The following is a 26,830-nucleotide window of genomic DNA, read 5'->3' as shown; positions in this document are numbered from 1 at the left end:
CGCGGCTCAGAGGAAAAGCTGCTGCAGGTCGCTGAGGAAGTCGAAGCCGCGCTCGGTCGGCTGGATGCGCGCGGGGTCATTCACCAGCAGGCCACGGTCGCGCGCCGTTTCCAGCGCCTTGGCGATGCTGGAGATCGGCAGGCCGGTGCGTTCGAGGAACTGCATGACGGTGACACCGTCCTTGAGCCGCAACGCGTTCAGCATGAACTCGAACGGCAGCTCCTTGCGCGCCACCTCGTTCTCATTGCTGACCTTGTTGGCTTGCGCCATGAAGGCCGCCGGCTCGCGCCAGCGCACCTGACGCAGCACGCGGTTCGGAAAACTCAGCTTGCTGTGCGCGCCGGCGCCGATGCCGAGGTAGTCGCCGAACTGCCAGTAGTTCAGGTTGTGCGCGCAGCGATGGCCATCGCGCGAGTAGGCCGAGACCTCGTAACGCGACAGGCCCGCGGCACCGGTCTTCGCGGTGATGAGGTCCAGCATGTCGCTCGCCAGGTCCGGGTCGGGCAGATGTTCGGGCGTGCGCGTCGCAAAGACCGTGTTGGGCTCGATGGTCAGGTGGTAGATGGACAGGTGCGGTGGCTTGAAGCTCAGCACCGCATCCAGCTCGCGCGCCAGGTGGTCCAGCGTCTGACCGGGCAGCGCGTACATCAGGTCGAGGTTCCAGGTCTCGAACGCACTGGCCGCCTCGGCCAGTGCCGCGCGCGCCTGGGTCGAGCTGTGCACGCGCCCCAACGTCTTCAGCTGCCCATCGTCGAAGCTCTGGACGCCGACCGACAGCCGCGTCACGCCTGCCTGGCGGAAGCCCGCGAAGCGCTCACGCTCGAAGGTGCCGGGGTTGGCCTCCAGTGTGATCTCACAGCCCGCCTCCAGCGGCAGACGGGCGCGGATGTCGGAGATCAACTGCCCGATCTGCTCGGGGTTGAACAGGCTGGGCGTGCCGCCGCCGATGAAGATGCTGACGACGGGCCGGCCCCAGATCAGCGGCAGCGCAGCTTCGAGATCGGCACGCAGCGCGGCGAGGTAGGCCTCGGCCGTGTCGATGGCCAGCGCACCATCCTTCACCTCGTGCGAGTTGAAGTCGCAGTAGGGGCATTTGCGCAGGCACCACGGCAGGTGCACGTAGAGCGCGAGCGGCGGCAGCGCGGGCAACTGCAGCGTGCCCGGGCGCATCAGGTGCTGGAGATCAGCCATGAACGTCAGCCGAGGCGCCAGACCTCGCGGAACTGCACGATCAGTTGCGCCGCCGCCAACGCGCGGTGGCTGTGCCGGTTCTTGACCTCGGCGCCGAGGCTGGCGACGGTCTGGCCCAGTGCGGGAATGTTCATCAGCGGGTCATAGCCGAAGCCGCCTTCGCCGCTTGGCGCGGTCAAGATCTCGCCAGCCCAGCGGCCCATCGCGATCAGCGGCTCGGGATCATCGGCGCTGCGCACGGCCACCAACGCGCAGACGAAGCGCGCGCGGCGGTCGTCGATCGCCGCCATCTCGCGCAGCAGACGCTCGTTGTTGGCCGCATCGCTCTTCTCGCCGCCAGCGTCCAGCGCGTAGCGGGCCGAGCGCACGCCCGGCGCACCGCCCAGCGCGTCGACGCTCAGCCCGGAGTCGTCGGCCAGCGCCGGCAGGCCGCTCAGCTTCGCTGCATGCCGCGCCTTGGCCAGCGCGTTCTCGGCAAACGTCTCGAAAGGCTCCTCCGCCTCCGGAATGCCCAGGCTGCCCTGGTTCACCAGCTCGATGCCGAGCGGCGCGAACAGCGCCTGCAGTTCGACGAGCTTCTTGGCGTTGTTGGAGGCGAGGACGAGTTTCATGTCGGCCCCTCGCCCGACGAGTACATCGGTCGATCCCCCGAGGGGATGACCGCTTGCTTGGGGCGGCCCGGCGCTGCGCGGCCCATCATGCCGCCTTCTGCAACGCGATCAGCTCGCGGATGCCCTTGTCGGCCAGGTCCAGCAGCGCGTTCATCTCGTCGCGCGTGAAAACCACGCCCTCGGCCGTGCCCTGCAGTTCGACGAAGCCGCCCGAGCCGGTCATGACGACGTTCATGTCGGTGTCGCAGGCCGAGTCCTCGACGTATTCGAGGTCCAGCAGCGGCACGCCGTCGACGATGCCGACCGAGATCGCAGCGACCGAGTCCTTGATCGGCGAGCGCGACAGCTTGCTGTCGGCGATGAGCTTGTTGACGGCATCCGTCGCCGCGACGAAGGCGCCGGTGATGGCCGCCGTGCGCGTGCCGCCGTCGGCCTGCAGCACGTCGCAGTCCAGCGTGATGGTGCGCTCGCCCAACGCCGCCAGATCGAACACCGCGCGCAGCGAGCGGCCGATGAGGCGCTGGATCTCCTGCGTGCGGCCACTCTGCTTGCCCTTGGCGGCCTCACGGTCGCTACGGGTGTGCGTGGCGCGCGGCAGCATGCCGTACTCGGCCGTCACCCAGCCCTCGCCCGAGCCGCGCTTGTGCGGCGGCACGCGCTCCTCAACGGACGCCGTGCACAGCACGCGCGTCGAGCCGAATTCGATGAGCACGGAGCCCTCGGCATGCACTGTGAAGCCGCGGGTGATGCGCACCGGGCGCAACTCATTGGCAGCGCGGCCTGCGCTGCGCGTGAAAGTCTTGGTCATGACGAGAAAGAGGTTAGCGGCGGTTCAGACCGCGGCCGGATTGACGGATGACTTCGTTGATCTCGCGCACCGAGCGCTCGATCTCCTCGTCGTCCATCGCGGCGACGAGGTCGGCGTCCAGCGCGCCCTGGATCGTGGAGGCGAAGCCGGAGTTGCCGAGGTTTTGCGTGGTGTCCCCATCGGGGTCGCCCTGGCCTTCCCATTCGACGGAAAGCACCGTGACGTTGTCGCTGCGCTCGCCGCCGCGGCGCAAGGCCTGCTCGACGAGGTCTGGCACGGCCTCGGAGATGGCCTGGTCGGCCATGTGCTGGACGATCTCGTGATCCTCCACACTGCCCCACAGGCCGTCGGAGCACAGCAGGATGCGGTCCGAAGACTCCAGGACCAGCGGGCCCTGGCAGTCCACCATGGGCTTGCCGGGGCTGCCCAGGCAGGTGAACAGCACGTTGCGATTGAAGGGCTCGGCACCGCGGGCGACGCGGCCGAGCGCTTCCTGCAGCTCGGAGTAGGAATGGTCGCGCGTGCGGGCGATCAGCTTGCCGCCGCGCACGAGGTACAGGCGCGAATCTCCGCAGTGCGCCCACCAGGCCTGGTTGCCCTGGATGATGCAGGCGACGACCGTGGTGCGCGGCGTGTCCGACAGCCCCTTGCTCTGGGCGTAGCGCAGCAGCTGCTGATGGGCGATGACGATGGTGTCCTGCAGGAAGCGCTGCGGGTCGTCCAGCACCGGGCGGGCGTCCTGCTGGAACAGCGCTGCCAGCGTCTGCAGCGCGATCTGCGCAGCGACCTCGCCCTCCGGATGGCCACCCATGCCATCGGCCAGCGCAAATAGGCCGGCTTCCCGCGTGTAGCAATAGCCCATGCGGTCTTCATTGGTCTCGCGGCCACCGCGACGACTGACTTGGAAGACGCTGAACTTCACGCCAAGGCTCCCGACGGGCCGCCCCTGGGGTGGCCTTGCGCCCCCTCGGGGGGCTGCGGACGAACGTACGCGTGGGGGCTCAAGCTTTCGCTCCGGATTTCAGATTCTCAAGTTGCAGTTTGAGGCGTTCGCTGAAACTGAGTTTGGTGTACCGACGCTCGGTCTCGCGGGCGAGTTCCTTCTGCAGCGCGAACACGCTCTGCGGGCGCGCGAGCGGGTCCAGCGACATGCACCACTCGGTCACTTCGAGCAGGTTGTCGGAGTAGACATTGCGCAGCCGCGACAGGCTCAAGTTCAGCCGGTCCTTCTCCAGCCGCTGCGGCGCGTCGTTGGGCGGGTAGCCCTGCATGCAGGCGTAGATGCAGGCGCCAATGGCGTAGATGTCGGTCCACGGGCCCAGCGAGCCGTCGCGGCGGTACATCTCCGGCGCGGCGAAGCCTGGCGTGTACATCGGGCGGATGAAGTTGCCTTCCTTGCTCAGTACTTCGCGCGCGGCGCCGAAGTCCAGCAGCACGGCCTTGTTGTCGTTCGTGATGAAGATGTTGGCCGGCTTGATGTCCAGGTGCAACATCTTGTGCTGGTGGACGATGCGCAGGCCGCGCAGGATCTCGTCGAACAGGCTGCGGATGGTCGACTCGCGGAAGACCTTGTCGCGCTTCATGTCTCGTGCGGTCACGATGAAGTCCTGCAGCGTGTCGCCCTGCAGGTAGTTCATGACCATGTAGACGGTCTCGTTCTCGCGCAGGAAGTTCAGCACCGAGACGACGCTGGGATGCGAGATCTGCGCGAGCGAACGGCCTTCTTCGAAGAAGCTCTTCAGCCCCAGCCGGTACAACGGCTGCTTCTCAGGCTTGACGCGAGGCGTCAGCTCTCCGGGGGAACGCTCGGCCAGCGACGAGGGCAGATATTCCTTCAACGCGACGAGGTGGTGGTCCGGGTCTTCAGCGAGGTAAACCACGCCGAAACCGCCCGCCGCCAGTCGCTTGATGATCTGATAGCCCCCAACCACCGTGCCTGCGGGCAATGGCGCCGGCTTCGGCTTGGACATAATCGCGTTTTGTCTGTTTTGCGAGTGCGAAATGCCAGTCTACAGCATGACCGGGTACGCCAATTCCGTGGCGCAACCCCCTAAAGCCGACGACGGCACCAACACTTCACAAGCCTCCGTCAGCGTCGAGTTACGGTCTGTAAACGGCCGCTTCCTGGACCTGTCCATGCGCATGCCTGAAGAGCTGCGCGGGCTGGAGCCGGCGCTGCGCGAACTGGTCGCGGCACGCTTCAAGCGCGGCAAGATCGAGCTGCGTATCAACACCCAGCGCGAGTCAGACGGCGGCTGGCCCCAGCCCCAGCCGGAGCAACTCAACCGCCTGGCCAGCCTGGAATCCAAGGTGCGCGCCTGGATGCCGGACGCGGCACCGCTGTCCGTGCAGGAGGTGTTGAACTGGTGCAAGAGCGGCGCCGCCGTGCCAGCTCAGCTCGATGCCGCAACGCTGGAAGCCGCGCGAGCCTGCGTCGAGGGCCTGGCCGAGTCGCGTGAACGCGAGGGCGAGAAGCTGGTGGCCATCCTCAGCGAACGCATCCAGCGGCTGCGCGCGCTGGCCGATGAAGCCGAGCCGCTGCTGCCCGCCGTCGTCGCCCGCCAGCAACAGCGCTTCCTGGAGCGCTGGCAGGAGGCGCTGAACGCCACCGGTGCGGCCAGTTCCGTGCCGCAGGAGGCCCTGCAGGAACGCGCCCTGGGTGAGGCCGCGGCCTTCGCGATCCGCATCGACGTGGCCGAGGAATTGGCGCGGCTGCGCGCCCACCTGGATGAACTCAGCCGCCTGCTCAAGAAAGGCGGCGAACTCGGCAAGCGGCTGGATTTCCTGATCCAGGAATTGCACCGCGAGGCCAACACGCTGGGCTCCAAGTCCGCGGCGCTCGAGCTGACGAATATCTCCGTCGAAATGAAAGTCGCGATCGAACAGATGCGCGAGCAGGTGCAAAACGTTGAATAAGGTCTGAACGCTCCCGAGAATCCCCGATCGGGAGCGGGTCGAAGGCAGGCCGCTCGGCGCCGATATCGTGCGCCTCGTGCGGCGAGGGCCCGCGCCTCGCTCCGGTCAAAGGGAGGCGACGAACGCGTAGACCGCACGCTGTTCGTCCTCGTCGAGTTCAAAGAACCGTCTGCGCACGAGCTCCGCTTCGCCGCCGTGTTCGAGCACCGCATCACGCAGCGTCGTTGCGCGTCCGTCGTGCAGATAGCGCTCGCGCAGCCGGATGCCGATCAACGGTGTCGTCCGCCATTCGGAGCCGATGGCCTGGCCCTGCACGATCTTGTCGTCGAGCGCCGGGCCCATGTCGTGCAACAGCAGGTCGGAAAACACGGGCACGTCGCCATTGACGCCGCGCAGGCTGGGCACGTGGCACTTCACGCAGCCGACGGCATCGAAGATGCGAGCGCCGTCACCCGGCGGCACAGCACGCGCCGACGTCTCCTCGGCGAGCGCGCTGCCCTGGTTGGCACGCACCAGCGCATAGGCGATGCCGGCCGACAGCACGAGCGCGAACACGCCCGCGCCGATCAACCGCAGGCCGCCGCTGCCGACCAGCGGCTTCAGCGGCGTCGTGAGCCCCAACGCCACCATGACCATCAGGAACAGGAACTGGTCGAACTGCAGGACGGCCGCGCGTACCTGCGGATGCACGGTCACCACCGAATTGAAGAGCAGCACGGCCAGGAAGGCGAACACGAACCACGGCACCGGCAAGCGGCCGCGCGCTTCGCCCGACGGCGCGCGGCGCTGGGCAACGCCCATCAACAGCAGCAACGGGATCAGCATGACGACCTTGCTGAGCTTGACCAGCGTCGCCATGTTCAGCGCGCCCTCGGACACGGCGAACGACGCGCCATAGACCTGGGCCTGCTCGAAGATGCTGGCGCCGACGAGGACACCGAAGCTGCGCTCGTCCAGCCCCGGCATCCAGCCGGCCAGGAAGGCCATCGGGTACAGCAGCAGCGCGACAGTGCCGACCATCGTGATGAGCGCGATCGCGATGCCGGCATGCCGCTCACGGTCCTTCGCCATCGCCGCCACCGACAGGATGGCTGCAGCCCCGCAGACCGCCGAGCCCGCCGCCACCAGCAGCGCGAGTGCCGGCTCCAGGCGGAACACGCGCAGCGCCACCCAGCGCACGATGAGCAGCATCAAGACCAGCTCGGTCGCGGCGATGAGGATGGGCGCCAGGCCGAGATCCCCCAACAGCGCCACGGTGATGCGAAAGCCCAGCAGCACGATGCCCGTGCGCAGCAGGAAGCGCTTCGTGAAGTCCAGCCCGGGACGCAGCGCGTCGGGGCAGCCGAAGACGTTGCCGAGCAGCAGACCCAGCAGCATGGCCACCAGCACCGGGTTGCGCGCCAGCGGGTCGCCCAGGCCGCCCGCGATCCAGCTTGCGGCCAGCGCCAGCGCGGCAGCGACGAGAACGCCCGGCGTGCGCCCACGCAGCGTCGCGGCAAGGCCTTGCAGAGGCAGCGCGGGCGTCATGGCGCGGCCCTCCCGCGGGCTTGCGCGGACACTGCGGCCACGGTGGGCGGACGCGCCGTGGAGAGCCCGTGCAGATAGGCAGCCAGCGCCCGCACCGTACCGTCCTCGCCAGCCGCCGTGCGCACCACGCCCATCTCGTTGGCCAGCGCCCGGGTGACGATGTCGTCCAGCCGGGCGGTGTCGGCCTTCCAGCCATAGCGGCCCACGCGCTGCGCGCCATCTCCGGCGGTCACGTAGTGCACGCGGCCCTTGATGCCATCGCCCTTGCTGACGGCCTGGGCCTCGATGACGGCGTCAGGGATCTCGTCCAGCCGGCCGGCTGCGACCAGCGTCAGCGGCATGCGCAGCGACACGACGTTGGCCCCGCGCGGCAAAGGTTCGGCGCGCATGACGGAGCCGGCCATCACATGCCGCGGCGCCAGCTCCGCCGCGCCCGGCGCCGCCCGGCCGCTGACCGCGTCGAGGCGGGCGATGCGGCGCGCGAAGTGTTCCTCGCCAGCACTCGCGCCACCCGGGCCGGGGTGGCAGGCCACGCAGGACGTGGCGTTGAAGCGCGTGCCCGGCCCCGCACCGAGCGTGAGGTTGGCCGTGAACAGGCGGGCACCCTCTTCTACCGTCTCCTGCGGCCTGGCCTGCGCAGCCGCCACCTGGCCGCGGGCGACGAAGGCACCGCCGGCGTCGAAGCCGGCCACTTCGATCAGCACGCTCCCGGCATCGCGCTCGGCGATCAACCACAGCCGCTGCGCATCGGCCGACACGGCGATGGCGTGCAGTCGGTCGGCGCCGACCTCACGGCCATCCGGCCAGGTGACCACGGCACGCGCGACGACCGTGCCATCCTGCGCGACGCGCAGCACCGAGCCGTCGCCACGGTTGACAACGTAGAGGTCGGAGCCGCCGGCCAGCGTCGTGTGGCTGGCGAAGCGCGGGTTGGCGATCTCGGGCACGCAGGGCGCGAGGTCGACCGGGTGCTGGAACCACGGCGACTGCAGATGGCGCGTGCGGCGCAGCGTGAAGTGCCGCGTGTCGTCGCCCAGCTCCAGCACGGCGATGCGATCGCGCCGCGCGTCGGCAACGTACAGCGTGCGGTCCGGCACCCACTGGAACGCCGTGCCGATCACGCCGGGATCGTCGCCGCCGACGTCGACCGTGCCGCGCGGCGCCAGGCCGTCGACACCGTCCTGCACATGCACCTGCACGACGGCGCCATCGCCCGTCACGACGGCGAACACCGCGAAGCCGCTGCCGTCAGGCGACGAGCCGAGGAAGGCCGTGCCGAGCGCCCCCTTGTCGATGGCGCCAGGCGTGAGCTGGCCGCTGTCCTGGCGGTTCAGCCACTGCGCGAACCAGCCGGTACGCACGGCGCGGGGCCTGCTGGTGCGCAAATTCATCGCACCGGCGAACACACCGCCCGCGTCGTCGCTGGGTGCATTGGCCAGCGGCGCGCCGTCGGGGTCGAGCACGCTCTCGCTGCCCGCGCCGCGCAGCCCGAACGGCGCGTTCGCGACCCAAGGCCGGCCGAAGGCGTTGTTGATCGACAGGTAGCGCGGGCCCGACACGCCGGCGAAGTCGGCCGTGCGGGCGCCCGCGTTGTGCAGGCGGTTGAGCTGCGTGCGCGCCTGGACGCTGTACAGCTGCACGGCGCCGCCCTCGGCCGGGCGGCCCGGCGCCAGCACGGCGGGGATTGCCAGCGCGTGATCGTCCGTCGCGGCGGTCGGGTCGATGGACAGGACGGCGCCGGGCGCATGGGCCGGGTTGCCCGGCGTCGCACCGAAGTTCTGCTCCACCGCCACCAGCACGCGCTGCGGGTCCAGCACCTTGCCGGGCTGCGTCTGCAGCAGGAACTCGGGGTTGGACACGAAAGGCCCGCCGCTGTGGAACCGGCCGACCTGGCGAACGCCGAACGCGCGGCGCATGCCGGTGGCGACGATGCGCGCGCGCAGCGTCCAGCTCTGGACCGCGGGGCGATCCGGGGTTGCCGGGGCCGCCTGCGCGGCGGCGCACACGGCCGCGGCGAAGCTCAGGGTCAACGTCAGACGTCGCATGGATCTCTTCAATCAGTTGCTGAAGAGAGTTACGCAGTCGACGCCTCCAACCGGACATCGCGCGCCACCGCGCGGCACGATCCCCCTAACCTGAACCGGCCTGTGCGAGCAGTTGCCGGACACGGGCGACATCGGGGCTTCTGACCGGGTCGCCCAGGGCGCGGCGCTGCGGCAGCGTCACCTGCGGCAAGCGGCAGCGTGGCTTACGCAAGCCTGCGCCGCAGGGAGACCAGCATCGTCGCGCCCGACGTGGCCGGAGGGGCGGTAGGCCCCGACCTCCGCGCCGGCCACGAGGTCGTCGGCCGCCTCCGAGGGCTCCAGCACCGGCAGCCGCGCAAGAGAGCCCGCAGTCTCCACGCCTGCCTGCGTGGCCAGCAGCGCCTCCAGCGCCTCGCGGTGTCCAGTGTCCGCGCCGACGAGCTGCGCCAGCCAGGCAGCGCGCTGGTCGGCCGGCAAGGTCGGTGCCTCGTCGAGCAGGTGGTTCAGGACCGGCCATTGGTCAGCCATCGCGAGCAACGATCTCATCGGGAGTCCCCTGCGGCTGGCGGGTCGGAGGCCGACTGGTTCACCGCGATCTGCCGTGCCGGCCGCGCCGCATCGGCACGGTCGATCTGCGGGGCGCCTGACGGATCGATATGAACGGACTGCAGATGCCAGTCACTGACACCCTGGGCCGTCACGGTCATCCAAAGGATGGAGCCGGTGTTGTTGTCCGCGTCGCTGAACCCGTCGAAGACGAAGTTGCCGAGGCTGTAGATCACGGGCTTGCCATCGATGAGCTCGGTGTCCTGGCGCACGTGCGGATGCGTGCCCACGACGGCGTCTGCACCCGCACGGATCATCAGCCGGGCCAGGGCACGCTGGCGGGCATGCGCCGTCTCGCTGTGTTCCTGGCCCCAGTGCATGTAGGGGATGACCACGTCGGCCTCGGCCCGGGCGGCGCGGATGTCGGCCACGATCTGCTCCTCGTCGGCCCAGGCGATGCCGGGGCTGCCGGGACCGGCCTCGAACAGGCGCGGGAACATCTCGTTGTAGCCGAGCAGGGCAATGCGCAGCCCCTGCCGCTCGATGATGGCGGGCCGGTGTGCCACGCGCAGATCGGCGCCGCCACCGAAGTAAGGCAGCCCGGCCCGCTCCAGCCGCCCCAGCATCTGCGCGAACGCCGCGGGCCCGAAGTCGCCCGAGTGGTTGTTGGCGAGCGAGACCACGTCGACATGCCTTCGCAGCACCGCCAGCACGCGCGGATGGGCCCGGAAGGTCCAGGGCTTGGCGACGCGCGTTCCGCCGGTCGCGATGACACATTCCAGATTGGCGATGCGCAGGTCTGCCGCCTTCATGACCGTCATGACCGCCGCGAACGGATCGCGCCCACGGGCGATGCTCCGACCCGGTCCATCGGCCAGCATGACGTCGCCCATCCAGGCGAGGCGGACGGTGGCGGAGCCCGTGCGGGCGGCTTTCTGGCCTGCGGGCGCCTGGCTGTCGTCGATGTCGGTCGCGTCCACGCGGTCCCAGTTCGCGGGCGTCGAGCCCTTCAGCACCAACGCGCAGCCCCAGGCCAGTTCGCGGCCGAGTGCCGGCGAGTAGACGCGCTGCCAGCCCGACAGGTTCGGCCGCCAGGCCGCCTGTGAATCGAGAGCCTCGCGCCCGGCCGTCGGCAGGCGGCTCTGCGAAAGGACGACCCGGCGGCTCGCGTCCGCCCGGTCCAGCACCGTGACGACGGCCCGGTCGACAAGGTCGGCATCGCCCGCCCCGGACAGCGCCACGGCACGCACCTCGAAGCCCTCGCCGACATCGACGGCGGACGCAGCCAGCGGGTCGCCGCCCGCCGCCACTCGCAGCGTGGCCGCTGCGTCGCCCGTGCGCATTCCGCACAGCACCTCGGTGGCCTGCCCCCGGGCGGAGGCGGCCGTCGCGGCTGCACAGAGGAGCAAGGCAAGGAGCGCGGGGCGCGCGGCGAAAGACGCAGGACGGGTCATGTCGGGTCCACTGGAGCCATGGCAAACGTGCCGTCTCAGTGAACGAGGCGCCGTCGGCCTCCCGGACACACGCCCACCTTTTTCTGTCGGCACGGCCGCCGCGGTGCCACCTCGCCTCAGCGCCGGACGGGCTCCGGCAGGTCGTGCAGGTAGCGGTACAGCGCCTGCACCTCGGCGTCGGTGAAGTGCGAGAAATACGCCCGGGCCCAGCCCGACATGACGCCCAGCTTGCGGTCGCCCATGCCGATGCCCGTTCGCATCAGGCGCGTGAACGCCTCCGGCTGGTAGCCGGCCACGATGCGCAGGTTGGGCGCGACACCTTCGGGGTGGCTCGCACCGCCGAGATCGGCGCCATGGCACTCGGCACAGGAGGTGCGGGCCAGGTAGCGCCCGATGGACGCCCCGGCGTCGGGCGCCTCGGGCGGCGCCACCGCCTGCTCCACGAGCTGCAGCGAGGTCTTGTACTGGCCGGCCAGCAGCCCCAGGCGCCCCACAGGCCCGACCGACACGCTGCCTTCCATGCCCGGCGCCCGCGGCAGGCTCGCCACAAACGCCAGGATCTTGCCCAGGTCCGCGTCGCTCAGCGGCGCGAATGCCTGCGACGGCATGACCAGCATCGTTCTGCCGGTGCGCGGGCTGACGCCGTTGCGGATCGCCGTCGCGATGTCGCCAGCGCCGTAGCGGGCGATCGAATCGGTGAGGTTGGGCGCCACGATCGTGGCGATGAGCGGTTCATCGAACAGCAGATTCCCTTCGGCAGCCGGACCATGGCAGCCGGCACAGCCGTGCACCATGAACAGGCGGCTCCCTTCCGCGACCGAGACCGCATCGGTCGGCAACGCGACCGCGGGGGCGCGGGCCGGCGAGGTCTGCCGCAGCAGGTATTCCGAAGCGCCGTAGGCCACTGCGGCCGCCACCAGCACCAACGTCGCGACGCCCCCGAGCGCCACCACCATCCATCGCAGGACTCGCATTCGATTCACCCTTTCGTTGAGCCGGCACGCCACCGCGGCCCGTCGACAAGGACGCGGTCGGGGCGGCTGACATGCGGCTGTACGGATTCGCTGTGACGGAGCGGACATCCGGCACCCGCAAGCCGGACCGGACCTCCACAACGTGACACAGCCCTCCCCCTAGCCCTTGGGGACCGCCCCGCCCCGCTGTCCGCCTGCCGCCCGGCAAGCCGTACTGACGAGCAAGGGGTGCCGGGAGCGTGCCCGGCAGATGGATGGCAGGCGCGATGGATATCTGGTGGAAGGCGGCGTGCACGGCGATCACGATGGCGGCGGTGATCCTCGCCGCACGGCACGTACATCGGCGCCTGGCGGGGCTGGTCGCCGCGTTCCCGACGGCGACCGCGCCGGCCCTGCTATGGCTGGCGCGCGACGAAGGTGCGGCCTTCGCCTCGGCGGCGGCGGTGGCGACCGTGGCCTGCTGCCTGATGCAGGCGGGCTTCGCGCTGGGCTATGCGCGAGCGTCCCGCCATGTCGGCCCGGCGGGAGCACTCGGGAGCGGCCTCGCCGCCGCGGCGGGGCTGGCGGCGCTGACCCCGACCATCAGCCATCAACTGCTGCAGGCAACAGCCGCCGCAGTGGCGGGCGTCGCGCTGAGCCTGAAGCTGCGCCCCCGGTCCGGCCAGCGCCATGAGGCGCCTCGCTCGTCGCCGCATGGCGGGCTCGGCGAGATCACGCTCACCGTGCTGGCCTCGGCACTGCTCAGCACGCTGGCCGCCAGCCTGGGCGCGCACTGGGGGCCGTCGGCCGCCGGCGTTCTCGCGTCGCTGCCGGTGGTCTGCGGCACGGTGGCGGTCGCCGAGCACGCGAGGCATGGCACCGCTGCCGCGGGCGAGTTCCTCCACGCCTACACCCGCGGCTTGTTCGGGCGGGCGCTGTTCGGTGCGGCCTTCGCACTGGCCCTACCCGCGTTGGGAACCGGCTGGGCCCTGTTGCTGGCCATCGCATCCAGCGTCGCCGTGACCGCAGCCTGCCACCGCCTGCCACGCGTGGCCGGGCCGGCATCGCGCGGCAGCACCCAGCGGGCATGAGCCTGGGCCGGTCGATATCATTCGCGCTCCGCGTGGCACAGCCCGCGCGCCACGGACCGACCGCGAATGGGCGACATCACACTTCTGATCGAACAGGCCCGCGACGGCGACCGCGCCGCGTTCGACCGCCTGTTCGAAAAGCTTTATCCGGAACTGCGCGCGGTGGCCCACCGCCGGCTGGGACGCCATGCCCGTGAAGAGGCCGTCGACACGACGGCGCTGGTCAACGAGTGCTACCTCAAGCTGTCCCGCGTCGACGGCCTGCCGCCCGTCGACCGCGGGCATTTCCTGGCCTACGCGGCCTCGGTGATGCGCTCGATCATCGTCGACGCGGCGCGGGCCTCACGCGCCGAGCGGCGGGGCGGCGGCGTGGATGCCATCCCGCTGGACACGACGCTCGTCGATCAGCTCGCCGACCCGGCCGGCGAGATCCTCGACGTAGATGCCGCGCTGAACGACCTGGCGCAGATCGACGCCCGGCTGGCGAGAGTCGTCGAGCTGCGCTACTTCGGCGGCCTGAGCGACGTGGAAATCGGCGAAGCGCTGAACATCTCCGACCGCACCGTGCGGCGGGACTGGGACAAGGCGCGCCTGCTGCTCGCTCACGCGCTGCGCGCGTGAGCGCCAGGGCGACCGCGGCCGGCTCAGGCCACGATGCCCAGGCGCGCCGAGGGCCGGTAGCGCGGCGCGGCGTCCGACTGCCGCCGGATCAGCGTGTAGTCCATCATCTGCTGGGCGACCGGCAGCCTGACACCGTTGCGCCAGGCGCGGATGTGCCGGACCAGCATGTCCACGGCCGTACCGGCCATCTCGCCGATGGGCTGCCGCACGGTGGTCAGCTCGGGCCAGATCGTCGTCGCGAGCGGCGCATCGTCGAATCCCACCACGGTCAGATCACTCGGGACGTACAGGCCCAGCCGCTGCGCCACCGCGACGGTGGCGGCCGCCATGTCGTCGTTGCTCGCGAAGACCGCTGACGGGCGCTGGCTGCCGGCCAGCAGCGCCTCGGCCGCATCGAGCCCCGAGTGGTAAGTGAAGCGCCCCTGCACGGTCTGGATGTCGTGGGCCTCGTCCAGCCCGGCCTCGATGGCCGCGGCCCGAAAGCCCGCGAAGCGGCGCTCGCTGCAGCTCTGCCCCGGGTCGCCCATGACGAAGCCCAGGCGCTGGTGCCCCAGCGACAGCAGGTGGCGGGTCATCTCGTAGGCGGCCTTGTAGTCGTCGATGCTGACGCCGTAGCAATGCGGGTTCGGCCGGCCGGCGGAGACCGTCACGGTCGGCGTACCGCTGCGCGCCACGAGGTCGAGCAAGACACGCGATTCGCAGAACGGCGGCGGCAGGATCAGCCCGTCGACGCCGCTGTCAAGGAGCGACGCAACCGCGTCCACCCCGTCGCTGCCGGCGTCGCAGTGCGCCGCGTTCAGCTGCACGTGGCGCAGGCTGATCTTGCCGAGCATCCCCAGCATGAAGCCGTTCAGATAGCCCGCCCGCGCGTCGCTGTAGAGCAGGCCGAGCAGGATGGGCCGCGATCCCGCCAGCTTGCGCGCCGATGGGTTGGGCATGTAGTTCAGCGCAGCGACGGCGGCCTGCACCCGGGCACGGCTGTCCGGCCGGACCGTGGGCTCGCCATTCACGACACGCGACACGGTCATCGTCGACACGCCAGCCAGGCGGGCCACATCCGACACGGTCGCCGACCTGGGTACGGCACCCTGCCGCGCTGTCTGCTTCATGGACGACATCCTTTCCGGGTTATGACGACGATGCCTCCCTGGCATCCCGGACACATCCTAGAAACGCATCTCGACGCACAGCAATCAATTTGCCGAGCACTTCAATCACGAAGTCGATATCGAACCACGCAGCCTGAGGTGAAGGATGTGAAGCACTGAGGGAGCCGATGACGAAAATCAAATCGCTCGACGGTCACAAGTCATTGCCCTGCAGCCGGGCGGCTGACTAGCATGCGCGGCCCCAACACCGCACTTCCCCCAAGATGAAACGACTCTGGTGCTGCCTGCTCGTGGCCTTGTCCGGCGTTGCGCCGGCCCAGCCCGCCGATACGCCGGCTCCGCTGAGCTGGCCCATCGAGCTCCACGCCGATGACCGACCGGCCTTCCCGCCTCCAGCCGCCGGATGGAACCGGCCCCGCGACGCCATCGCACACGGGCGCCTGGAGATGGTGGACTACGACTCGCGCACCGTCGGCACCCGGCGGCACATGCTGGTCTACACGCCACCGCACTACGACCCACAGCGCGCCTACCCGGTGCTGTACCTGCTGCACGGCATCGGCGGCGACGAGACCGAATGGCAGCGCTTCGCGGCGCCCGAAGTGCTGCTGGACAACCTCATCGCCGACGGCCGCGCCGTGCCGATGATCGTGGTCATGCCCAATGGCCGCGCCCAGCCCGACGACCGGGCGCGCGGCAACGTCTTCGCCACGGCGCCGGCCTTCGCCCGCTTCGAGCGGGACCTGCTGGACGACGTCATCCCGGCCATCGAGGCACGCTTTCACACCCGCACCGACCGGGAGGGCCGCGCGCTGGCGGGGCTGTCGATGGGCGGCGGCCAGACGCTGAACTTCGGGCTGGCGCACCCGGACCGGTTCGCCTGGATTGGCGGCTTCTCGTCCGCGCCCAACACACGTGCGCCGGCGGAGCTGCTGCCCGACGCCGAGGCCGCTAAGCAGCTCCGCCTGCTGTGGCTGTCCTGCGGCAGCCTCGACGGACTGCTGCGCATCAGCCAGGGCGTGCACGCCCGCCTGCAGTCACTGGGCGTGCCGCACGTCTGGCACGTGCCGGCCCACGGCCACGATGCGGCGCAGTGGCAAGAGGACCTGTACCACTTCGCCCAGCAGCTCTTCCGGTGAGTTCAGGCCATGCCGCCCAAGCGCAGCGGCGGGCGCGAGCGCGGCGCGGCATCGGACTGGCGCCGCAGCAGCTCGAAGGGCATCAGCACATGCTCGCAGGGCAGCGGCTTGCCGGCACGGCGCGAGCGGATGTGTCGCACGAGCAACTCGACCGCGGCGCCGGCCATGGCCGTGACCGGCTGGTGGATCGTCGTCAGCTCGGGCCAGATGGTGGTGGCCAGCGGCGCGTCGTCGAAGCCCACGACGGCCAGGTCGCTGGGCACGTCCAGGCCGCGGCGATGCGCGATGGCGACGGTGGCGGCCGCCATGTCGTCGTTGCTGGCGAAGATGGCCGTTGGCCGGCTTTCCAGCGCCAACAGCTGTTCGGCGGCGTCCAGCCCCGAGCGGTAGCTGAAGTCGCCGTACGCCAGCGCGGCCATCCGGGCCGGGTCCAGCCCGGCATCGTTCATGGCCTGCCGGAAGCCCGCGAGGCGCCGCTCGCTGCAGTGCTGATCCTTGTCGCCGACGATGAAGCCCAGGCGCTGGTGCCCCAGCGAGAGCAGGTGGCGCGTCATCTCGTAGGCGGCGCGCTGGTCGTCGATGCCGATGGCGCTGGCCAGCGGGCTCGGCCGGCCGCTGGACACCACCACGCCCAGCACGCCGTGGGCCGCCAGCTTGCGCAGCAGCGGCTCGGAGTCGCAGAACGGCGGCGGCAGGATGAGGCCGTGGATGCCGCCGGCAATCATGACCTGCACCATCGCCTCCTCGTCCTCGCGCAGTTCACAGCGCTGCACGTCCAGCTGCACGTGCGGCAGGCCGGCCTTGCTCAGCAACCCGATCATGAAGTCGTTGAGATAACCCACGCTCGGGTCGTTGAAGACCATGCCGATGCGCACGACATCCGTGTCCAGCGTCGGCTGCGCGGACGGATGCGGCAGATAGTTCAGCGCAGCGATGGCCGCAACGACCTTGTCACGCATCTCCCGGCGCACGCCGGGCTCTTCGTTGACGACGCGGGAAACTGTCATCGGCGACACGCCGGCCAGCTTGGCGACATCGGCCAGCGTAGCGGCCTTGGTGCGCCGCCGCGGACGCGCGGTTTGGTTCAAATCTCGACCTCGATGGTTCGCGGGGCGGCCATGGACTCTTGCAGGCTCGGCGCTCGGCCTGACCCTCAAAATGGTAAGTCAAGCCGCCGGGCCGGGCCGTCAAATGGCTGGCCCGGTGCGGCCGACGCGGCCGACCTTCCACACACCAAATGGTAGCGCTACATTCTTGACCGCTCCGCGGCGGCAACGCCAACGCGAGACATCCACAACAACACAGGAGACTCCATGCCTTCATCCCCCCTGCGGCTCGCCCGGTCGCTGATCCCTGCCCTGCTGTGTGTGCTGGCTGCAGGCTCGCACGCCGAGGTCCGGCTGGCCCAGGTCTTCGGCGACCACATGGTGCTGCAGCGCGATCAGCCCATCAACGTGTGGGGCTGGGCCACGCCCGGGCGTCAGCTCACCGTCGAACTGGCGGGCCGCAAGGCCAGCGCCCAGGCCGGTGCCGACGGTCGCTGGACAGCCAGGCTGGCGCCACTGCCGGCTGGCGGCCCGCACCAGTTGCGCGTGCACGGCGACGGCGAGGCCCAGCGCGGAGACATCCTGATCGGTGACGTCTGGCTGCTGAGCGGCCAGTCCAACATGGAATGGCCGCTGGGCCCGACCGACACCGGGCCGCAGGAGGTCGCCGCGCCGCAGAACGCACAGCTGCGCCAGCTGCGCGTGCCGCTGCGCGCCAGCCTGCACCCCGAAGCCGATATCGCGCCCGCCCCCTGGGTCGTCGCCGAGTCCGGCAAGGTGGGCGAGTTCAGCGCCATCGGCTACCACTTCGCGCGCCAGATGCTCACCACGCAGGGCGTGCCCATCGGCCTCATCGACACGGCCTGGGGCGGCTCGCACCTCGAAACCTGGATGCGCCGCGACGTGGCGCTGGCCGACCCCGACCTGGCGCCGACCCTGAAGGCACTGCCGACGGACAACGCCGACTTCGCCAAGGCGCAGCGCGAGCGCGTGCTGGCGCGCGTGGTGGCCTGGCAGCCGGGTCTGCCGCTGCAGGGCATCGACGCCAAGGGCTGGTCCGCCGCCGGCGACCTCGACCTGGACTGGCCCACGCTGCAGGCGCCGCAGGAATGGGAAGGCCAGGGGCTGGCTGACCTGGACGGCGTCGTCTGGATGCGCCGCAAGGTCGAGCTGAGCGCCGCGCAGGCTGCGGGCACGGCCGAGCTGCATCTCGCCAAGGTGGACGACTGCGACGAAGTGTGGGTGAACGGCCAGCGCGTGGGTGGCCTGTGCGGCTACGACCAGCTGCGCCACTACAGCCTGCCCGCCGGCCTGCTGCGCGCAGGCGCCAACTGGATCGCCGTGCGCGTGACCGACACGGGCGGCGGCGGCGGCTTCCACGGCGACGCGGCCACGATGAGGCTGGACACCACGGCCGGCTCGGTCTCGCTAGCCGGGCCGTGGCGCGCCCGCGTGGAGCAGATCAGCGTGGCCGACGGCCCGACCGCCAACGACGCGCCCTCGCTCGCCCACAACGGCCTCATTGCCCCGATCACCGGCCTGGCCCTGCGCGGCGTGCTCTGGTACCAGGGCGAGAGCAACACGGGCCGCGCCGCGGCCTACGCCGATGGTTTCCAGCGCCTGATCCTCGACTGGCGTGCACAGTGGCATCAACCTGATCTGCCGTTCTTCTTCGTGCAGCTCGCATCCTTCCTGCCACTGCAGAACAACCGACCGGGCCACGGCGGCTGGGCGGAATTGCGCGAGGCGCAGTCTCGCGCCCTCGCCCTGCCCCACACCGGCATGGCGGTCACCATCGACGTGGGCAACGCCGACGACATCCATCCGCGCAACAAGCGCACGCCGGGGCAGCGCCTGGCGGCCCTGGCCCTGCACGACATGGGGCTGCGCGCCGCGCCGGCCACCGGCCCGCGCTTCGCGGGCGCCGAGGTGCACGGCAACGAGCTGTGGCTGCGCTTCAAGGACACAGCCGGCGGGCTGCGCACGGCCGCGTCGGGCGAGTCGCTGCGCGGCTTCGTCATCGCTGGCGCGGACCAACGCTTCGTTCCGGCCACGGCCCGCATCGACGGCGACCGGGTCGTGCTGAGCAGCCCGACCGTCGCGGCGCCCGTCGCCGCGCGCTACGCTTGGGTGGACAACGCCAGCGAGGCCAACCTGGTGGGCGGCGATGGCTTGCCTGCTGCGCCGGCACGCAGCGACGGGTGGGCACTGGAGACGCAGGGCCGCCGCTACCCGCAGTAACGCACTGCCGGCTGGGACCGCAATCCTGGCACGGTATGTATCGCTATCAAGACTGCTGGACAGGTCACATCCTAGGTGGAAACGCCATGGGATCGGGATTTGACCGATAGTTATGATAGCGATACCAAATACACAGGAACGGGCCGTTAGCGAGGCCGACTGACAGTCCCCGGGACCGCCAGTCGGCCCGCATCAGGTCGCGCGCCATGACATCGGCCTTCGTCACGCCCCGCCCCGAGCTCCGCGCCAAGCTGCACGACGTCGCCCGCGAGGCCGGCGTCAGCCTGGCCACCGTGGACCGCGCGCTCAACCAGAGGCCCGGCGTGAGCACGCGCACGCTGCTGCGCGTGCAGGAAGCGCTGCAGCGGCTGGCCCTGCAGAACGAGCCCACCATGGCGCCGCAGCCGCGCGGCGGCAGCTGGCTGCTGTGCTTCCTGCTGCCGTCGGGGCAGAACAGCTTCGTCGAGCAGTTGCGCGAGGCCCTGCGCGCGCTGACGCCGTGGCTCACCGAGCAGCATGCCCGCGTGGAGGTGCGCACGACGGACGCCTTCTCCCCTGCCGCCGCATCGGCGGCCGTGCGCCGGCTGCGCGGCCAGTACGACGCCGTCGTGCTGATGCTGGAGGACCACCCGCTGGTGCGCGAGTCCGTGGACCGCATGGCCGGCGACGGCACCTGCATCGTCACGCTGGTGTCAGACATCGACTCCCGCGCCCGCAACTATTTCGTCGGCATCGACAACCGCGCGGCGGGTCGCACGGCCGCTACCCTGCTGGGCCGCAGCCTCGCCGGGCGCAGCGGGCCGGTGGGCATCGTCATGGGCTCGCACGCGCTGCACGACCACGCCGAGCGGCTGCAGGGCTTTCGTGAAGTGATGGCCGCCGAGCATCCGGCGCTGACGCTGCTGCCGCCGCTGGAATGCAAGGACCGCCCCGAGGCGGCCCAGCCCCTTGTGGCCGCGCTGCTGGCCGAACGGCCGGACCTCGCCGGGCTGTACAGCATCGGCGCCGGCAATGACGGCATCTACGCGGCGCTGCGCGACAGCGGCGCCGCCGGCTGGGTCTCGTGGGTCTGCCACGAGCTCACGCCGCAGACCCGCGCCGCGCTGCTGGACGGCACGGCCAGCGCCGTCATCGGCCAGTCCGCCGCGCAGGAGGCGCAGGTGGCCTGCCGCCTGGCCCTGAGCCGGCTGACGCGCCAACGCAGCCCGGAGACGGACGCGCCCATCCGCATCGAGATCTACCTGAAGGACAACCTGCCGCCATGACATTCCCCCTGGGCACCCGCATCGCGCTCGCGCTGGGCGCGGCGGGCCTGCTGCTCGCCAGCCTGCCGGCCCGCGCCTGGCAGGCAGACAACGGCGACGGCAGCTACACCAACCCGCCGCTGTACGCGGACTACCCCGACCCCGATGTCATCCGCGTCGGCGAGGACTTCTACTTCGCGACGACCACCTTCGCCAACTCGCCGGGCCTGCGCATCCTGCAGTCGCGCGACCTCGTCAACTGGCGCATCGCCGGCCATGTGCTGCCAAGGCTGGAGGGCGGTCCCGCCTTTGATCTGCAGGGCGGCAGCGTCTACCGACGCGGCGTGTTCGCGCCCAGCCTGCGATTCCATGACGGCGAGTTCGTGCTGGCCTTCACGATGGTGGGCCAGAACACCCGCATCTGCCGCGCCGTGCAGGTGGCGGGCCCGTGGCGCTGCCATGCGCTGGACCGTGCGGCCTTCGACCCGGCGCTGTTCTTCGACACCGACGGCAGCGCCTACATCGCCACGTCAGTCGGCAGCGACGGCACGGTGACGCTGCTGTCGCTGGACAAGTCACTGACGCACGTGACCGAAGCGCGCAAGATCCACTACATCCCCGGCGCCGAGGGCTCCAAGCTGGTCCGCCGCGGCGACTGGTACTACCTCTTCAACGCCGTGCCGCGGCGCCTGGCGATGACGATCTCGCGCGCCCGCGCGCTGACCGGCCCCTGGGAGACCATCAACGCCATCGACTCGGCCACCAGCGGCGGCCACCAGGGCGCCATCGTGGACCTGGCCGACGGCCGCTGGTGGGGCTTCGTCATGCAGGACCGGCCGAGCATCGGGCGCATCACCAACTTCAGCCCGATCTTCTGGCGCGACGACTGGCCCGTGTGGGGCACGCCCGACGCACCGGGCCGCGTGCCGGCGCGGGTGACCAAGCCCGTGCAGGGGCAGCCGCCGGCGCAGCCGGACACGTCCGACGAATTCGACCGCGCGACGCTGGGCCTGCAGTGGGCGTGGAACCACAACCCCGACGACTCGCGCTGGAGCCTGACCGAGCGGCCGGGCTGGCTGCGCCTGAATGCCACCCGGGCAGATGGCTTCTGGACTGCACGCAACACGCTGACGCAGAAAGGCCAGGGCCCTTACAGCCGCGCCGACGTGAAGCTGGACCTGTCGGGGCTGGCTGCCGGCGACCGCTGCGGCCTGGGCACGCTGGGCAAGGTCAATGCCGGCATCGCTGCAGTGCGGGCGCCCGACGGCACGCTGAGGCTGGAGCGCCACACGCTGATCGACAACGGCGACCGCCAGGCGGCCACCGTCGTGCCCGGCCCCTCGGCGGCACTGGACGGCAACGACGTGACGCTGCGGCTGGAGATGGACTTCGAGCGCGCGCAGGGGCGGCTGTCATGGCAGGACGGCGCCACTTGGAAGCCGCTGGGCGACGCCTTCGATCTCGTCTACGACTGGCGCACCGGCACCTTCCAGGGGCCGCAGTACGCCCTCTTCTGCTTCAACACCACGAAGGACAGCCCGGCCGGGCACGTGGACGTGGACTGGTTCCGCTTCACGGACAGGCGTTAGGCCTCGCAGGAAAAAAGCGCCGCACGGGAGCGGCGCTTGTCCGAACGCGGCGGGCGACGCCCGCCTTCACCTCATTGGCTCACGAAGGTGTTGATGCTGCCCGGGTCCACGTAGGCCGTTGCGACGCCGCCGCTGACCGCGTAGCTGCCCGCATAGCCGCTGGACACGGTGGCGCTGGTGCGCGTCTTCGTGAAGGAGGTTGCGGAGCCGGCGGCCAGCGTCAGGTCCACACGGCGCTGTGACGTGCCGTTGTTGATGACCACGACGACCAGCTTGCCGGCCGAGTCCTTGTAGGCCGTCACATAGGTATCGCTGTAGGGCTTCTCGGTCGCGGCGATGCGCACCATGCCGGGCCGCACGAAGCGGGCGAACTGCGACATCACGTGGCCGCGCTTGCTGATCAGGCCGTCCTCGGTCAGCAGACCGTAGGAGCGGCGGATGTACCACCACACGTAGGCGCTGTAGTTCGACACCATCGTGTTGTGCAGCTCCAGGCCCACCGGCAGCGCCGCCGTCCAGTCGTTGGCGTCGGTGTTGTCGGTGTAGTGCTCGGTCATCCACAGCTCCTTGCCCTTGCTGCGCGCCAGCGGGTAGTCGCTGGGGCTGACGCCGTAGAAGTGCCCGCCCATGATGTCCATCTGCGCGGCAGCCGAAGCGTCGTTGAGGATGGGATCGCCCAGCGTCTTGCTGGCGTTGAGCGACTCGGTGACGATGACCTTGAGATTGCCGAAGCGCGAGCCCTGCGCGGTGAGGAAGGCACGGAACTGGTCCGACGTCCAGCTGCAGCTGTCGTAGTTGGGCAGCCAGTCGGGCTCGTTCTGGACGGAGACCGCGTACAGGGCCGCGTTGCCGCTGCTCATGTAGCTGGCGAAGTTCAGCAGGAAAGTGGCGTAGTCGCCGTAGCTCGCGGCCAGCAGGCTGCCACCGACGCGGCTGCCGTTGCTCTTCATGGAAGCCGGCGGCGTCCACGGCGTGGCGAACAGCGTCACGCCCTTGGCCTTGGCCGCGGCCGCGGTGGGCAACTGCGTCGCCCACGTCGAGCTGTCGGGGTCGATGCGCATGCGCATGATGGACAGGCCCACCTGGCCGGCAGCGGTGCCGAAGGCGGTGTCGATCTGGCTGGACGTCAGGTCGGCGATCCAGCCCGCGCCGTTCATGCCGCCAAAGCCGCGGATGGTCTGGTAGCTGGTGTTCGGATTGATCGTCACGGTCTGCGCGCCGGCCGTACCGGCCGCCAACGCCCCGCCGATCGCCCACAACAAAGCCGACGCCAGGCGGCGCCATGGATTGAATGCCATTGCTGTCTCCAGAAAGTAAAAAGCCCGAACGGGGATCGTTCGGGCTTGGAGGGCTCGGAGGCCCGGAACCGGGCGAGCCACATGCCCGCCCGAATCGTCAGAACGCCACGCGCGCCGACAGCGTGTAGCTGCGGCCCGGCTTGTATTCGTCGAAGACGGCGTTCGGGAACTGCACGTAGGTCTTGCTGATCGCGTTGGTGGCGTTCCAGACGCTCAGGTTGAGGCTGGTATCGTAGGCGAAGCCGAAGGCCTGCTTCAGGTTGATGCCGGCGGACAGGTCGTACTGCGTGCGGGCGGTCGTCCACATGTAGGCGCCCGGCGCGTTCAGGCCGACGCTGGCGTTCACGATGTTGGCCGCCGTGTACTGCCGCGCCGCGCGAAAGCTCAGGCCGTTGCGCTCGTAGTACAGCGTCACGTTGCTGGTGCGTGGCGGCACACCGGCCACCGGCAGCGCGTTCGGCAGTTCGTCGGTCTGCTTGTTGTAGGTGTAGTTGGCCGTGAAGCCGAAGCCCTTGACTGGCAGCATGTCCAGCGGCTGCTGCCAGGTCAGCTCGAAGCCGCGCACCTTGAGCTTGGTGTCGATGTTGTAGGGCTCGGTGATCTCGACGAGCTTCTTGTCGCGCCCGCCCGCGGCATCGACGGCGATCTGCTGCGCGCTGGTCAGCCCGATGGTGCCGTAGATGGCGTCCAGCTGGGCCAGCGAGTAGGTCGTGATGCGGTTGCCCGGGCGGCCGACCAGATCCTTGCCGAACGCGCTCAGCGAGACGTAGGCCTCCTTGGTCATGTAGTACTCGAGCGACAGGTCCAGGTTGTTGGACTTGAAGGGCTTGAGGTTGGGGTTGGTCACGCTGCCCTGCGTGACGCCCTGGTCGCCGATGGCGATGCTGCTCTGCTTCAGGTCGGCAGGGTTGGCGCGGGTGATGGACTTGGACCCGGAGGCGCGGGCGATCAGGTCGGGCATCACGTTGTAGGCCAGCGTGAACGACGGCAGCGTGTTGGAGTAGCTCTTGGTCTCGTACGTCCAGACGGCGATGTTGTCGTAGAGGCCGCCGTTGGTCAGCGTGGCGTTGCGCGGATCGGCCTGGGACACGACGTTGCCGATGGTCTGCACGGTCTCGGCGTAACGCAGGCCGAGGTTGTAGCGCAGCGTGCGGCCGAACACCGGCACCCGGCCATCGGTCTCGACGTAGAAGCCGGTCACGTCCTCGCGCAGATAGCCGCCCGACCCGGTGTAGAAGCCGCGGCGGATGTTGTCGCGGAAGTACTGGTAGTCGGTGTCCTTGGCGAACTTGTCCCAGTCCAGCGTGATGAAGCCCTGGCTGGATGCATGGGCGTAGTTGGCCACGCTGGCGTTGGGCACGACGGAGCCGAGGTAGGTCAGCGGCGTGGTCTGGCCCGCCGTCGAACCCGTGCCGTAGCCGGGGTAGGCGGTCGCCGCGAGCGCGGTGCCCGGTGTGCTGCGACCGTCGCAAGCGCCCTGGATCTGCGTGTTGGCCGGGAAGAAGCGGTAGCTGACGTTATTGCCGCAGGCGACGTTCATCCACGCGTCGGGCACGCCGTAGCCCCGGTAGCGGCGCTCGATGTCGTCGTGGGAAACGCCGGCCTTGACACTGAATTTCTCGTCGCCCCACTTCACGTTGACGCGCTGCCCCTCGGTCGTGTTGCGGCGCTCGTAGAGGTCCATGCGCAGGCCCGACAGGCCCTGCCCGGCCTGGTACCAGCCGAAGTTGTTCGGGTCGTTGATGTCGATGTTGCTGGAGTAGGTCGGGATCTCTCCGGGCTTGGAGTTGTCGTAGGTGATGACGGAGTTGGGCGACTTCGTGGCGAGCAGCACCGAGGGCATGTCGCGAAAGAAGTTGCTGTAGGTCCAGTTCAGGTGGGCGTCGACGGTCAGCTGGTCCGTGAGGCGGAACTCGGCGCCCGGGTTCAGGCTCCAGAAGTTGGTCTTCTCCTTCATCGGCCGGAACTCCAGCGACCAGAAGGTGTTGGCGAACGTCGCCTTGTTCAGCACGCAGCCGTAGGTGCAGTCGCTGCGGTCGAACTCCATGCCGATGGGGATGGGCGTGGATGCGCGCGTACCGGCGTTCATCGCCTGGTAGATCATCTTGTTGGACTTCACGCCGCCGATCATGTCGAGGTAGAAGTCGGCGTTCTCGTTCGGGCGCGCCTGCAGGCTGATGATGCCGCCCACGCGGTTGCGCTCACCCTCGTAGGAGAGGTGCCGGCCCAGGCGCCCCATCAGCGCGTTGTCGATCTGCTTGATGTTGGCGCCGGGGTTCAGCGCCAGCAGCATGTTGCGGTCGATGGTCTTGCCCGGGACGAGGATGGACTGCGCGTAGGCCGGCAGGTCGGACAGCGCCAGCCCCGACGGCACGGTCGCCGGCGTGGATTGCGAACCGCCGCTGGTGTTGTTGCAGTTGTCGGTGCTCAGGCACTGGCTGCTGTTGAGCGCGAAGTTGCGCATGTCCACCGTCTGGAAGCCGGTGGTCTTGTAGTTGGTGTCGCCGAAGGCCACGCCGGCCAGCGCGCCGAAGGTGCCGCCCGAGCCGCCGTTCCAGGTATTGCTGACCAGCGCCGAGCCGGTGGTGCCCCACTTGCCCGACTGGTCGCGGTAATTGCCGCTCATCGTGAAGGCCGAGCGGAAGCCCTGCTTGTCGAAGGGCCGCGCGCTGCGCATGTCCACGGTGCCGGCGATGCCGCCTTCCAGCACGCTGGCACGCTGGCTCTTGTAGACGGTGGCGCTGCGGAAGAGCTCGGCCGGCAGGAAGTCGATGTCGACCTCGCGGTTGGCGCTGATGTTGCCGCCCCATGAGCCGGCGGACGCCGAGGCGATGGGCGCACCGTTGAGCAGGACGCGCGTGAAGTTGGCGCCCATGCCGCGGATCGAGATGTTCAGGCCCTCGCCGTCGATGGCGCCACGGTTGACCACGACGCCCGGCACGCGCGACAGCGCGTCAGCGATGTTGGGATCGGGGAACTTGCCGATGTCTTCGGCGAACACGGTCTCGCTCAGGCCCACGTCATCACGCTTCTCGCGCGCCGAGTTGGCCAGCGAGCTGCGGTAGCCGGTGACGACGACCGTCTCCAGCTTGTTGTCCTTGCCCTGCGGCGCCGAGGCGGGCGCGGTCTGGGCGAAGGCGTTGGCGATCAGGCCAGCCAGCAGCGTGGTCGCGAAGAGATTGCGCCCCGCGGCACGGCGGCGCCCCGCCCTCGTTGAATTTCCGTTCACTCTTGTCTCCTGATTGGCCCGATGGAGGGCCTTTTGTTGAAGCCGCCACCTCACGGTGGGTTCAGCTCGATTGGTAATTCAACCAAATGTTTGGTATCGCAACCATTTCAGTCTAGTGCCATCCCCTGGCGAGCGCCCTATCGTTTTCCCGATCTGTGCCGACTGCAGCCGCGGGACAACGTCCCGCGGCGCG

General features: G+C 69.8%; 21 protein-coding genes. 7 read left to right on the top strand and 14 right to left on the bottom strand.

The features are described from left to right. Positions 1–6 precede the first annotated feature (6 nt). The 5 genes from hemW to ACG04R_RS20760 all read right to left on the bottom strand — a co-directional run bounded on the left by hemW (position 7) and on the right by ACG04R_RS20760 (position 4,580). Positions 7–1,191, bottom strand: coding sequence for a radical SAM family heme chaperone HemW (gene hemW / locus ACG04R_RS20780; protein WP_394415374.1), 1,185 nt, complete (start codon positions 1,189–1,191; stop codon positions 7–9). A 5-nt stretch (positions 1,192–1,196) separates the two neighbouring features. Continuing rightward, on the bottom strand, positions 1,197–1,802 hold the full coding sequence (rdgB, locus tag ACG04R_RS20775) for an RdgB/HAM1 family non-canonical purine NTP pyrophosphatase (protein ID WP_394415372.1): 606 nt from the start codon (positions 1,800–1,802) through the stop codon (positions 1,197–1,199). A gap of 85 nt (positions 1,803–1,887) precedes the next feature. Next, entirely contained in the window at positions 1,888–2,610 is a 723-nt protein-coding gene (gene rph / locus ACG04R_RS20770; RefSeq protein ID WP_394415370.1) for a ribonuclease PH, read from the bottom strand. Positions 2,611–2,623: 13 nt separating this feature from the next. After that, entirely contained in the window at positions 2,624–3,532 is a 909-nt protein-coding gene (locus ACG04R_RS20765) for a PP2C family protein-serine/threonine phosphatase (RefSeq protein WP_394415368.1), read from the bottom strand. 79 nt (positions 3,533–3,611) lie between these two features. Continuing rightward, positions 3,612–4,580: a serine/threonine protein kinase gene (locus tag ACG04R_RS20760; protein WP_268150084.1), complete on the bottom strand. Its 969-nt coding sequence runs from the start codon at positions 4,578–4,580 to the stop codon at positions 3,612–3,614. 31 nt (positions 4,581–4,611) lie between these two features. On the opposite strand from ACG04R_RS20760, the gene ACG04R_RS20755 reads away from it, so the two are divergent. Then, complete coding sequence (locus ACG04R_RS20755) at positions 4,612–5,526, top strand: YicC/YloC family endoribonuclease (RefSeq protein ID WP_394415366.1); 915 nt, start codon at positions 4,612–4,614, stop codon at positions 5,524–5,526. 105 nt (positions 5,527–5,631) lie between these two features. Here the strand turns inward: ACG04R_RS20755 and ACG04R_RS20750 are convergent, their stop codons facing one another. From ACG04R_RS20750 to ACG04R_RS20730, 5 genes are all read right to left on the bottom strand, one after another. Next, on the bottom strand, positions 5,632–7,053 hold the full coding sequence (locus ACG04R_RS20750) for a putative sulfate exporter family transporter (RefSeq protein WP_394415364.1): 1,422 nt from the start codon (positions 7,051–7,053) through the stop codon (positions 5,632–5,634). Further along, the gene (locus ACG04R_RS20745; protein WP_394415361.1) at positions 7,050–9,098 is read right to left on the bottom strand and encodes a lactonase family protein; all 2,049 of its coding nucleotides are present in this window, start codon (positions 9,096–9,098) and stop codon (positions 7,050–7,052) included. The genes ACG04R_RS20750 and ACG04R_RS20745 overlap by 4 nt, the downstream gene beginning before the upstream one ends. 177 nt (positions 9,099–9,275) lie before the next feature. Further along, positions 9,276–9,623 carry a hypothetical protein gene (locus ACG04R_RS20740; protein ID WP_394415358.1) on the bottom strand — a complete coding sequence of 116 codons (348 nt, stop codon included), beginning with the start codon at positions 9,621–9,623 and terminating at the stop codon, positions 9,276–9,278. Next, on the bottom strand, positions 9,620–11,032 hold the full coding sequence (locus tag ACG04R_RS20735; RefSeq protein WP_394415355.1) for a CapA family protein: 1,413 nt from the start codon (positions 11,030–11,032) through the stop codon (positions 9,620–9,622). Before ACG04R_RS20735 ends, ACG04R_RS20740 begins: the two co-directional genes overlap by 4 nt. A gap of 161 nt (positions 11,033–11,193) precedes the next feature. Continuing rightward, positions 11,194–12,051, bottom strand: a complete 858-nt coding sequence (locus ACG04R_RS20730; protein ID WP_394415353.1) for a c-type cytochrome — start codon at positions 12,049–12,051, stop codon at positions 11,194–11,196. A gap of 266 nt (positions 12,052–12,317) precedes the next feature. Between ACG04R_RS20730 and ACG04R_RS20725 the strand changes: the two genes are divergently transcribed. Then, the gene (locus ACG04R_RS20725) at positions 12,318–13,121 is read left to right on the top strand and encodes a hypothetical protein (protein WP_394415350.1); all 804 of its coding nucleotides are present in this window, start codon (positions 12,318–12,320) and stop codon (positions 13,119–13,121) included. A gap of 66 nt (positions 13,122–13,187) precedes the next feature. Next, on the top strand, positions 13,188–13,742 hold the full coding sequence (locus ACG04R_RS20720; RefSeq protein ID WP_394415347.1) for an ECF-type sigma factor: 555 nt from the start codon (positions 13,188–13,190) through the stop codon (positions 13,740–13,742). Positions 13,743–13,765: 23 nt separating this feature from the next. Here the strand turns inward: ACG04R_RS20720 and ACG04R_RS20715 are convergent, their stop codons facing one another. Then, positions 13,766–14,851, bottom strand: a complete 1,086-nt coding sequence (locus ACG04R_RS20715) for a LacI family DNA-binding transcriptional regulator (RefSeq protein WP_394415344.1) — start codon at positions 14,849–14,851, stop codon at positions 13,766–13,768. A 263-nt stretch (positions 14,852–15,114) separates the two neighbouring features. Here ACG04R_RS20715 and ACG04R_RS20710 point away from each other — a divergent pair, with 263 nt between their 5' ends. Further along, complete coding sequence (locus tag ACG04R_RS20710) at positions 15,115–15,990, top strand: alpha/beta hydrolase (RefSeq protein WP_394415341.1); 876 nt, start codon at positions 15,115–15,117, stop codon at positions 15,988–15,990. Positions 15,991–15,992: 2 nt separating this feature from the next. On the opposite strand, the gene ACG04R_RS20705 is transcribed toward ACG04R_RS20710, so the two are convergent. After that, positions 15,993–17,078 (bottom strand): LacI family DNA-binding transcriptional regulator, encoded by a 1,086-nt coding sequence (locus ACG04R_RS20705; RefSeq protein ID WP_394415338.1) that lies wholly within the window; start codon positions 17,076–17,078, stop codon positions 15,993–15,995. Between the two features lie 225 nt (positions 17,079–17,303). Between ACG04R_RS20705 and ACG04R_RS20700 the strand changes: the two genes are divergently transcribed. The 3 genes from ACG04R_RS20700 (at position 17,304) to ACG04R_RS20690 (ending at position 22,110) form a co-directional block, all read left to right on the top strand. Continuing rightward, positions 17,304–19,277, top strand: a complete 1,974-nt coding sequence (locus ACG04R_RS20700; RefSeq protein WP_394415335.1) for a sialate O-acetylesterase — start codon at positions 17,304–17,306, stop codon at positions 19,275–19,277. 206 nt (positions 19,278–19,483) lie between these two features. Next, positions 19,484–20,542: a LacI family DNA-binding transcriptional regulator gene (locus tag ACG04R_RS20695; protein ID WP_394415332.1), complete on the top strand. Its 1,059-nt coding sequence runs from the start codon at positions 19,484–19,486 to the stop codon at positions 20,540–20,542. After that, positions 20,539–22,110 carry a glycoside hydrolase family 43 protein gene (locus ACG04R_RS20690; protein ID WP_394415329.1) on the top strand — a complete coding sequence of 524 codons (1,572 nt, stop codon included), beginning with the start codon at positions 20,539–20,541 and terminating at the stop codon, positions 22,108–22,110. Before ACG04R_RS20695 ends, ACG04R_RS20690 begins: the two co-directional genes overlap by 4 nt. A gap of 71 nt (positions 22,111–22,181) precedes the next feature. Here ACG04R_RS20690 and ACG04R_RS20685 read toward each other — a convergent pair whose 3' ends face one another. Together ACG04R_RS20685 and ACG04R_RS20680 are read right to left on the bottom strand one after the other, a co-directional pair. Continuing rightward, positions 22,182–23,408: a glycoside hydrolase family 30 beta sandwich domain-containing protein gene (locus ACG04R_RS20685; protein ID WP_394415326.1), complete on the bottom strand. Its 1,227-nt coding sequence runs from the start codon at positions 23,406–23,408 to the stop codon at positions 22,182–22,184. A gap of 97 nt (positions 23,409–23,505) precedes the next feature. After that, entirely contained in the window at positions 23,506–26,637 is a 3,132-nt protein-coding gene (locus tag ACG04R_RS20680) for a TonB-dependent receptor (protein ID WP_394415323.1), read from the bottom strand. Between the last annotated feature and the right edge of the window lie 193 nt (positions 26,638–26,830).

The organism is Pelomonas candidula, from assembly GCF_043555985.1.
Lineage (GTDB): Bacteria > Pseudomonadota > Gammaproteobacteria > Burkholderiales > Burkholderiaceae_C > Pelomonas > Pelomonas candidula.
This window is presented reverse-complemented; position numbering and strand designations above follow the sequence as displayed.

Excerpts from the sequence above, each read along its gene's own strand:
- ACG04R_RS20750 (WP_394415364.1), bottom strand. The coding sequence starts at position 7,053 with ATGACGCCCGCGCTGCCTCTGCAAGGCCTTGCCGCGACGCTGCGTGGG.
- hemW (WP_394415374.1), bottom strand. The coding sequence starts at position 1,191 with ATGGCTGATCTCCAGCACCTGATGCGCCCGGGCACGCTGCAGTTGCCC.
- ACG04R_RS20710 (WP_394415341.1), top strand. The coding sequence starts at position 15,115 with ATGAAACGACTCTGGTGCTGCCTGCTCGTGGCCTTGTCCGGCGTTGCG.
- ACG04R_RS20685 (WP_394415326.1), bottom strand. The coding sequence starts at position 23,408 with ATGGCATTCAATCCATGGCGCCGCCTGGCGTCGGCTTTGTTGTGGGCG.
- ACG04R_RS20700 (WP_394415335.1), top strand. The coding sequence starts at position 17,304 with ATGCCTTCATCCCCCCTGCGGCTCGCCCGGTCGCTGATCCCTGCCCTG.
- ACG04R_RS20690 (WP_394415329.1), top strand. The coding sequence starts at position 20,539 with ATGACATTCCCCCTGGGCACCCGCATCGCGCTCGCGCTGGGCGCGGCG.
- ACG04R_RS20760 (WP_268150084.1), bottom strand. The coding sequence starts at position 4,580 with ATGTCCAAGCCGAAGCCGGCGCCATTGCCCGCAGGCACGGTGGTTGGG.
- rdgB (WP_394415372.1), bottom strand. The coding sequence starts at position 1,802 with ATGAAACTCGTCCTCGCCTCCAACAACGCCAAGAAGCTCGTCGAACTG.
- ACG04R_RS20715 (WP_394415344.1), bottom strand. The coding sequence starts at position 14,851 with ATGAAGCAGACAGCGCGGCAGGGTGCCGTACCCAGGTCGGCGACCGTG.
- ACG04R_RS20730 (WP_394415353.1), bottom strand. The coding sequence starts at position 12,051 with ATGCGAGTCCTGCGATGGATGGTGGTGGCGCTCGGGGGCGTCGCGACG.
- ACG04R_RS20745 (WP_394415361.1), bottom strand. The coding sequence starts at position 9,098 with ATGCGACGTCTGACGTTGACCCTGAGCTTCGCCGCGGCCGTGTGCGCC.
- rph (WP_394415370.1), bottom strand. The coding sequence starts at position 2,610 with ATGACCAAGACTTTCACGCGCAGCGCAGGCCGCGCTGCCAATGAGTTG.
- ACG04R_RS20725 (WP_394415350.1), top strand. The coding sequence starts at position 12,318 with ATGGATATCTGGTGGAAGGCGGCGTGCACGGCGATCACGATGGCGGCG.
- ACG04R_RS20755 (WP_394415366.1), top strand. The coding sequence starts at position 4,612 with ATGCCAGTCTACAGCATGACCGGGTACGCCAATTCCGTGGCGCAACCC.
- ACG04R_RS20695 (WP_394415332.1), top strand. The coding sequence starts at position 19,484 with ATGACATCGGCCTTCGTCACGCCCCGCCCCGAGCTCCGCGCCAAGCTG.
- ACG04R_RS20720 (WP_394415347.1), top strand. The coding sequence starts at position 13,188 with ATGGGCGACATCACACTTCTGATCGAACAGGCCCGCGACGGCGACCGC.
- ACG04R_RS20740 (WP_394415358.1), bottom strand. The coding sequence starts at position 9,623 with ATGAGATCGTTGCTCGCGATGGCTGACCAATGGCCGGTCCTGAACCAC.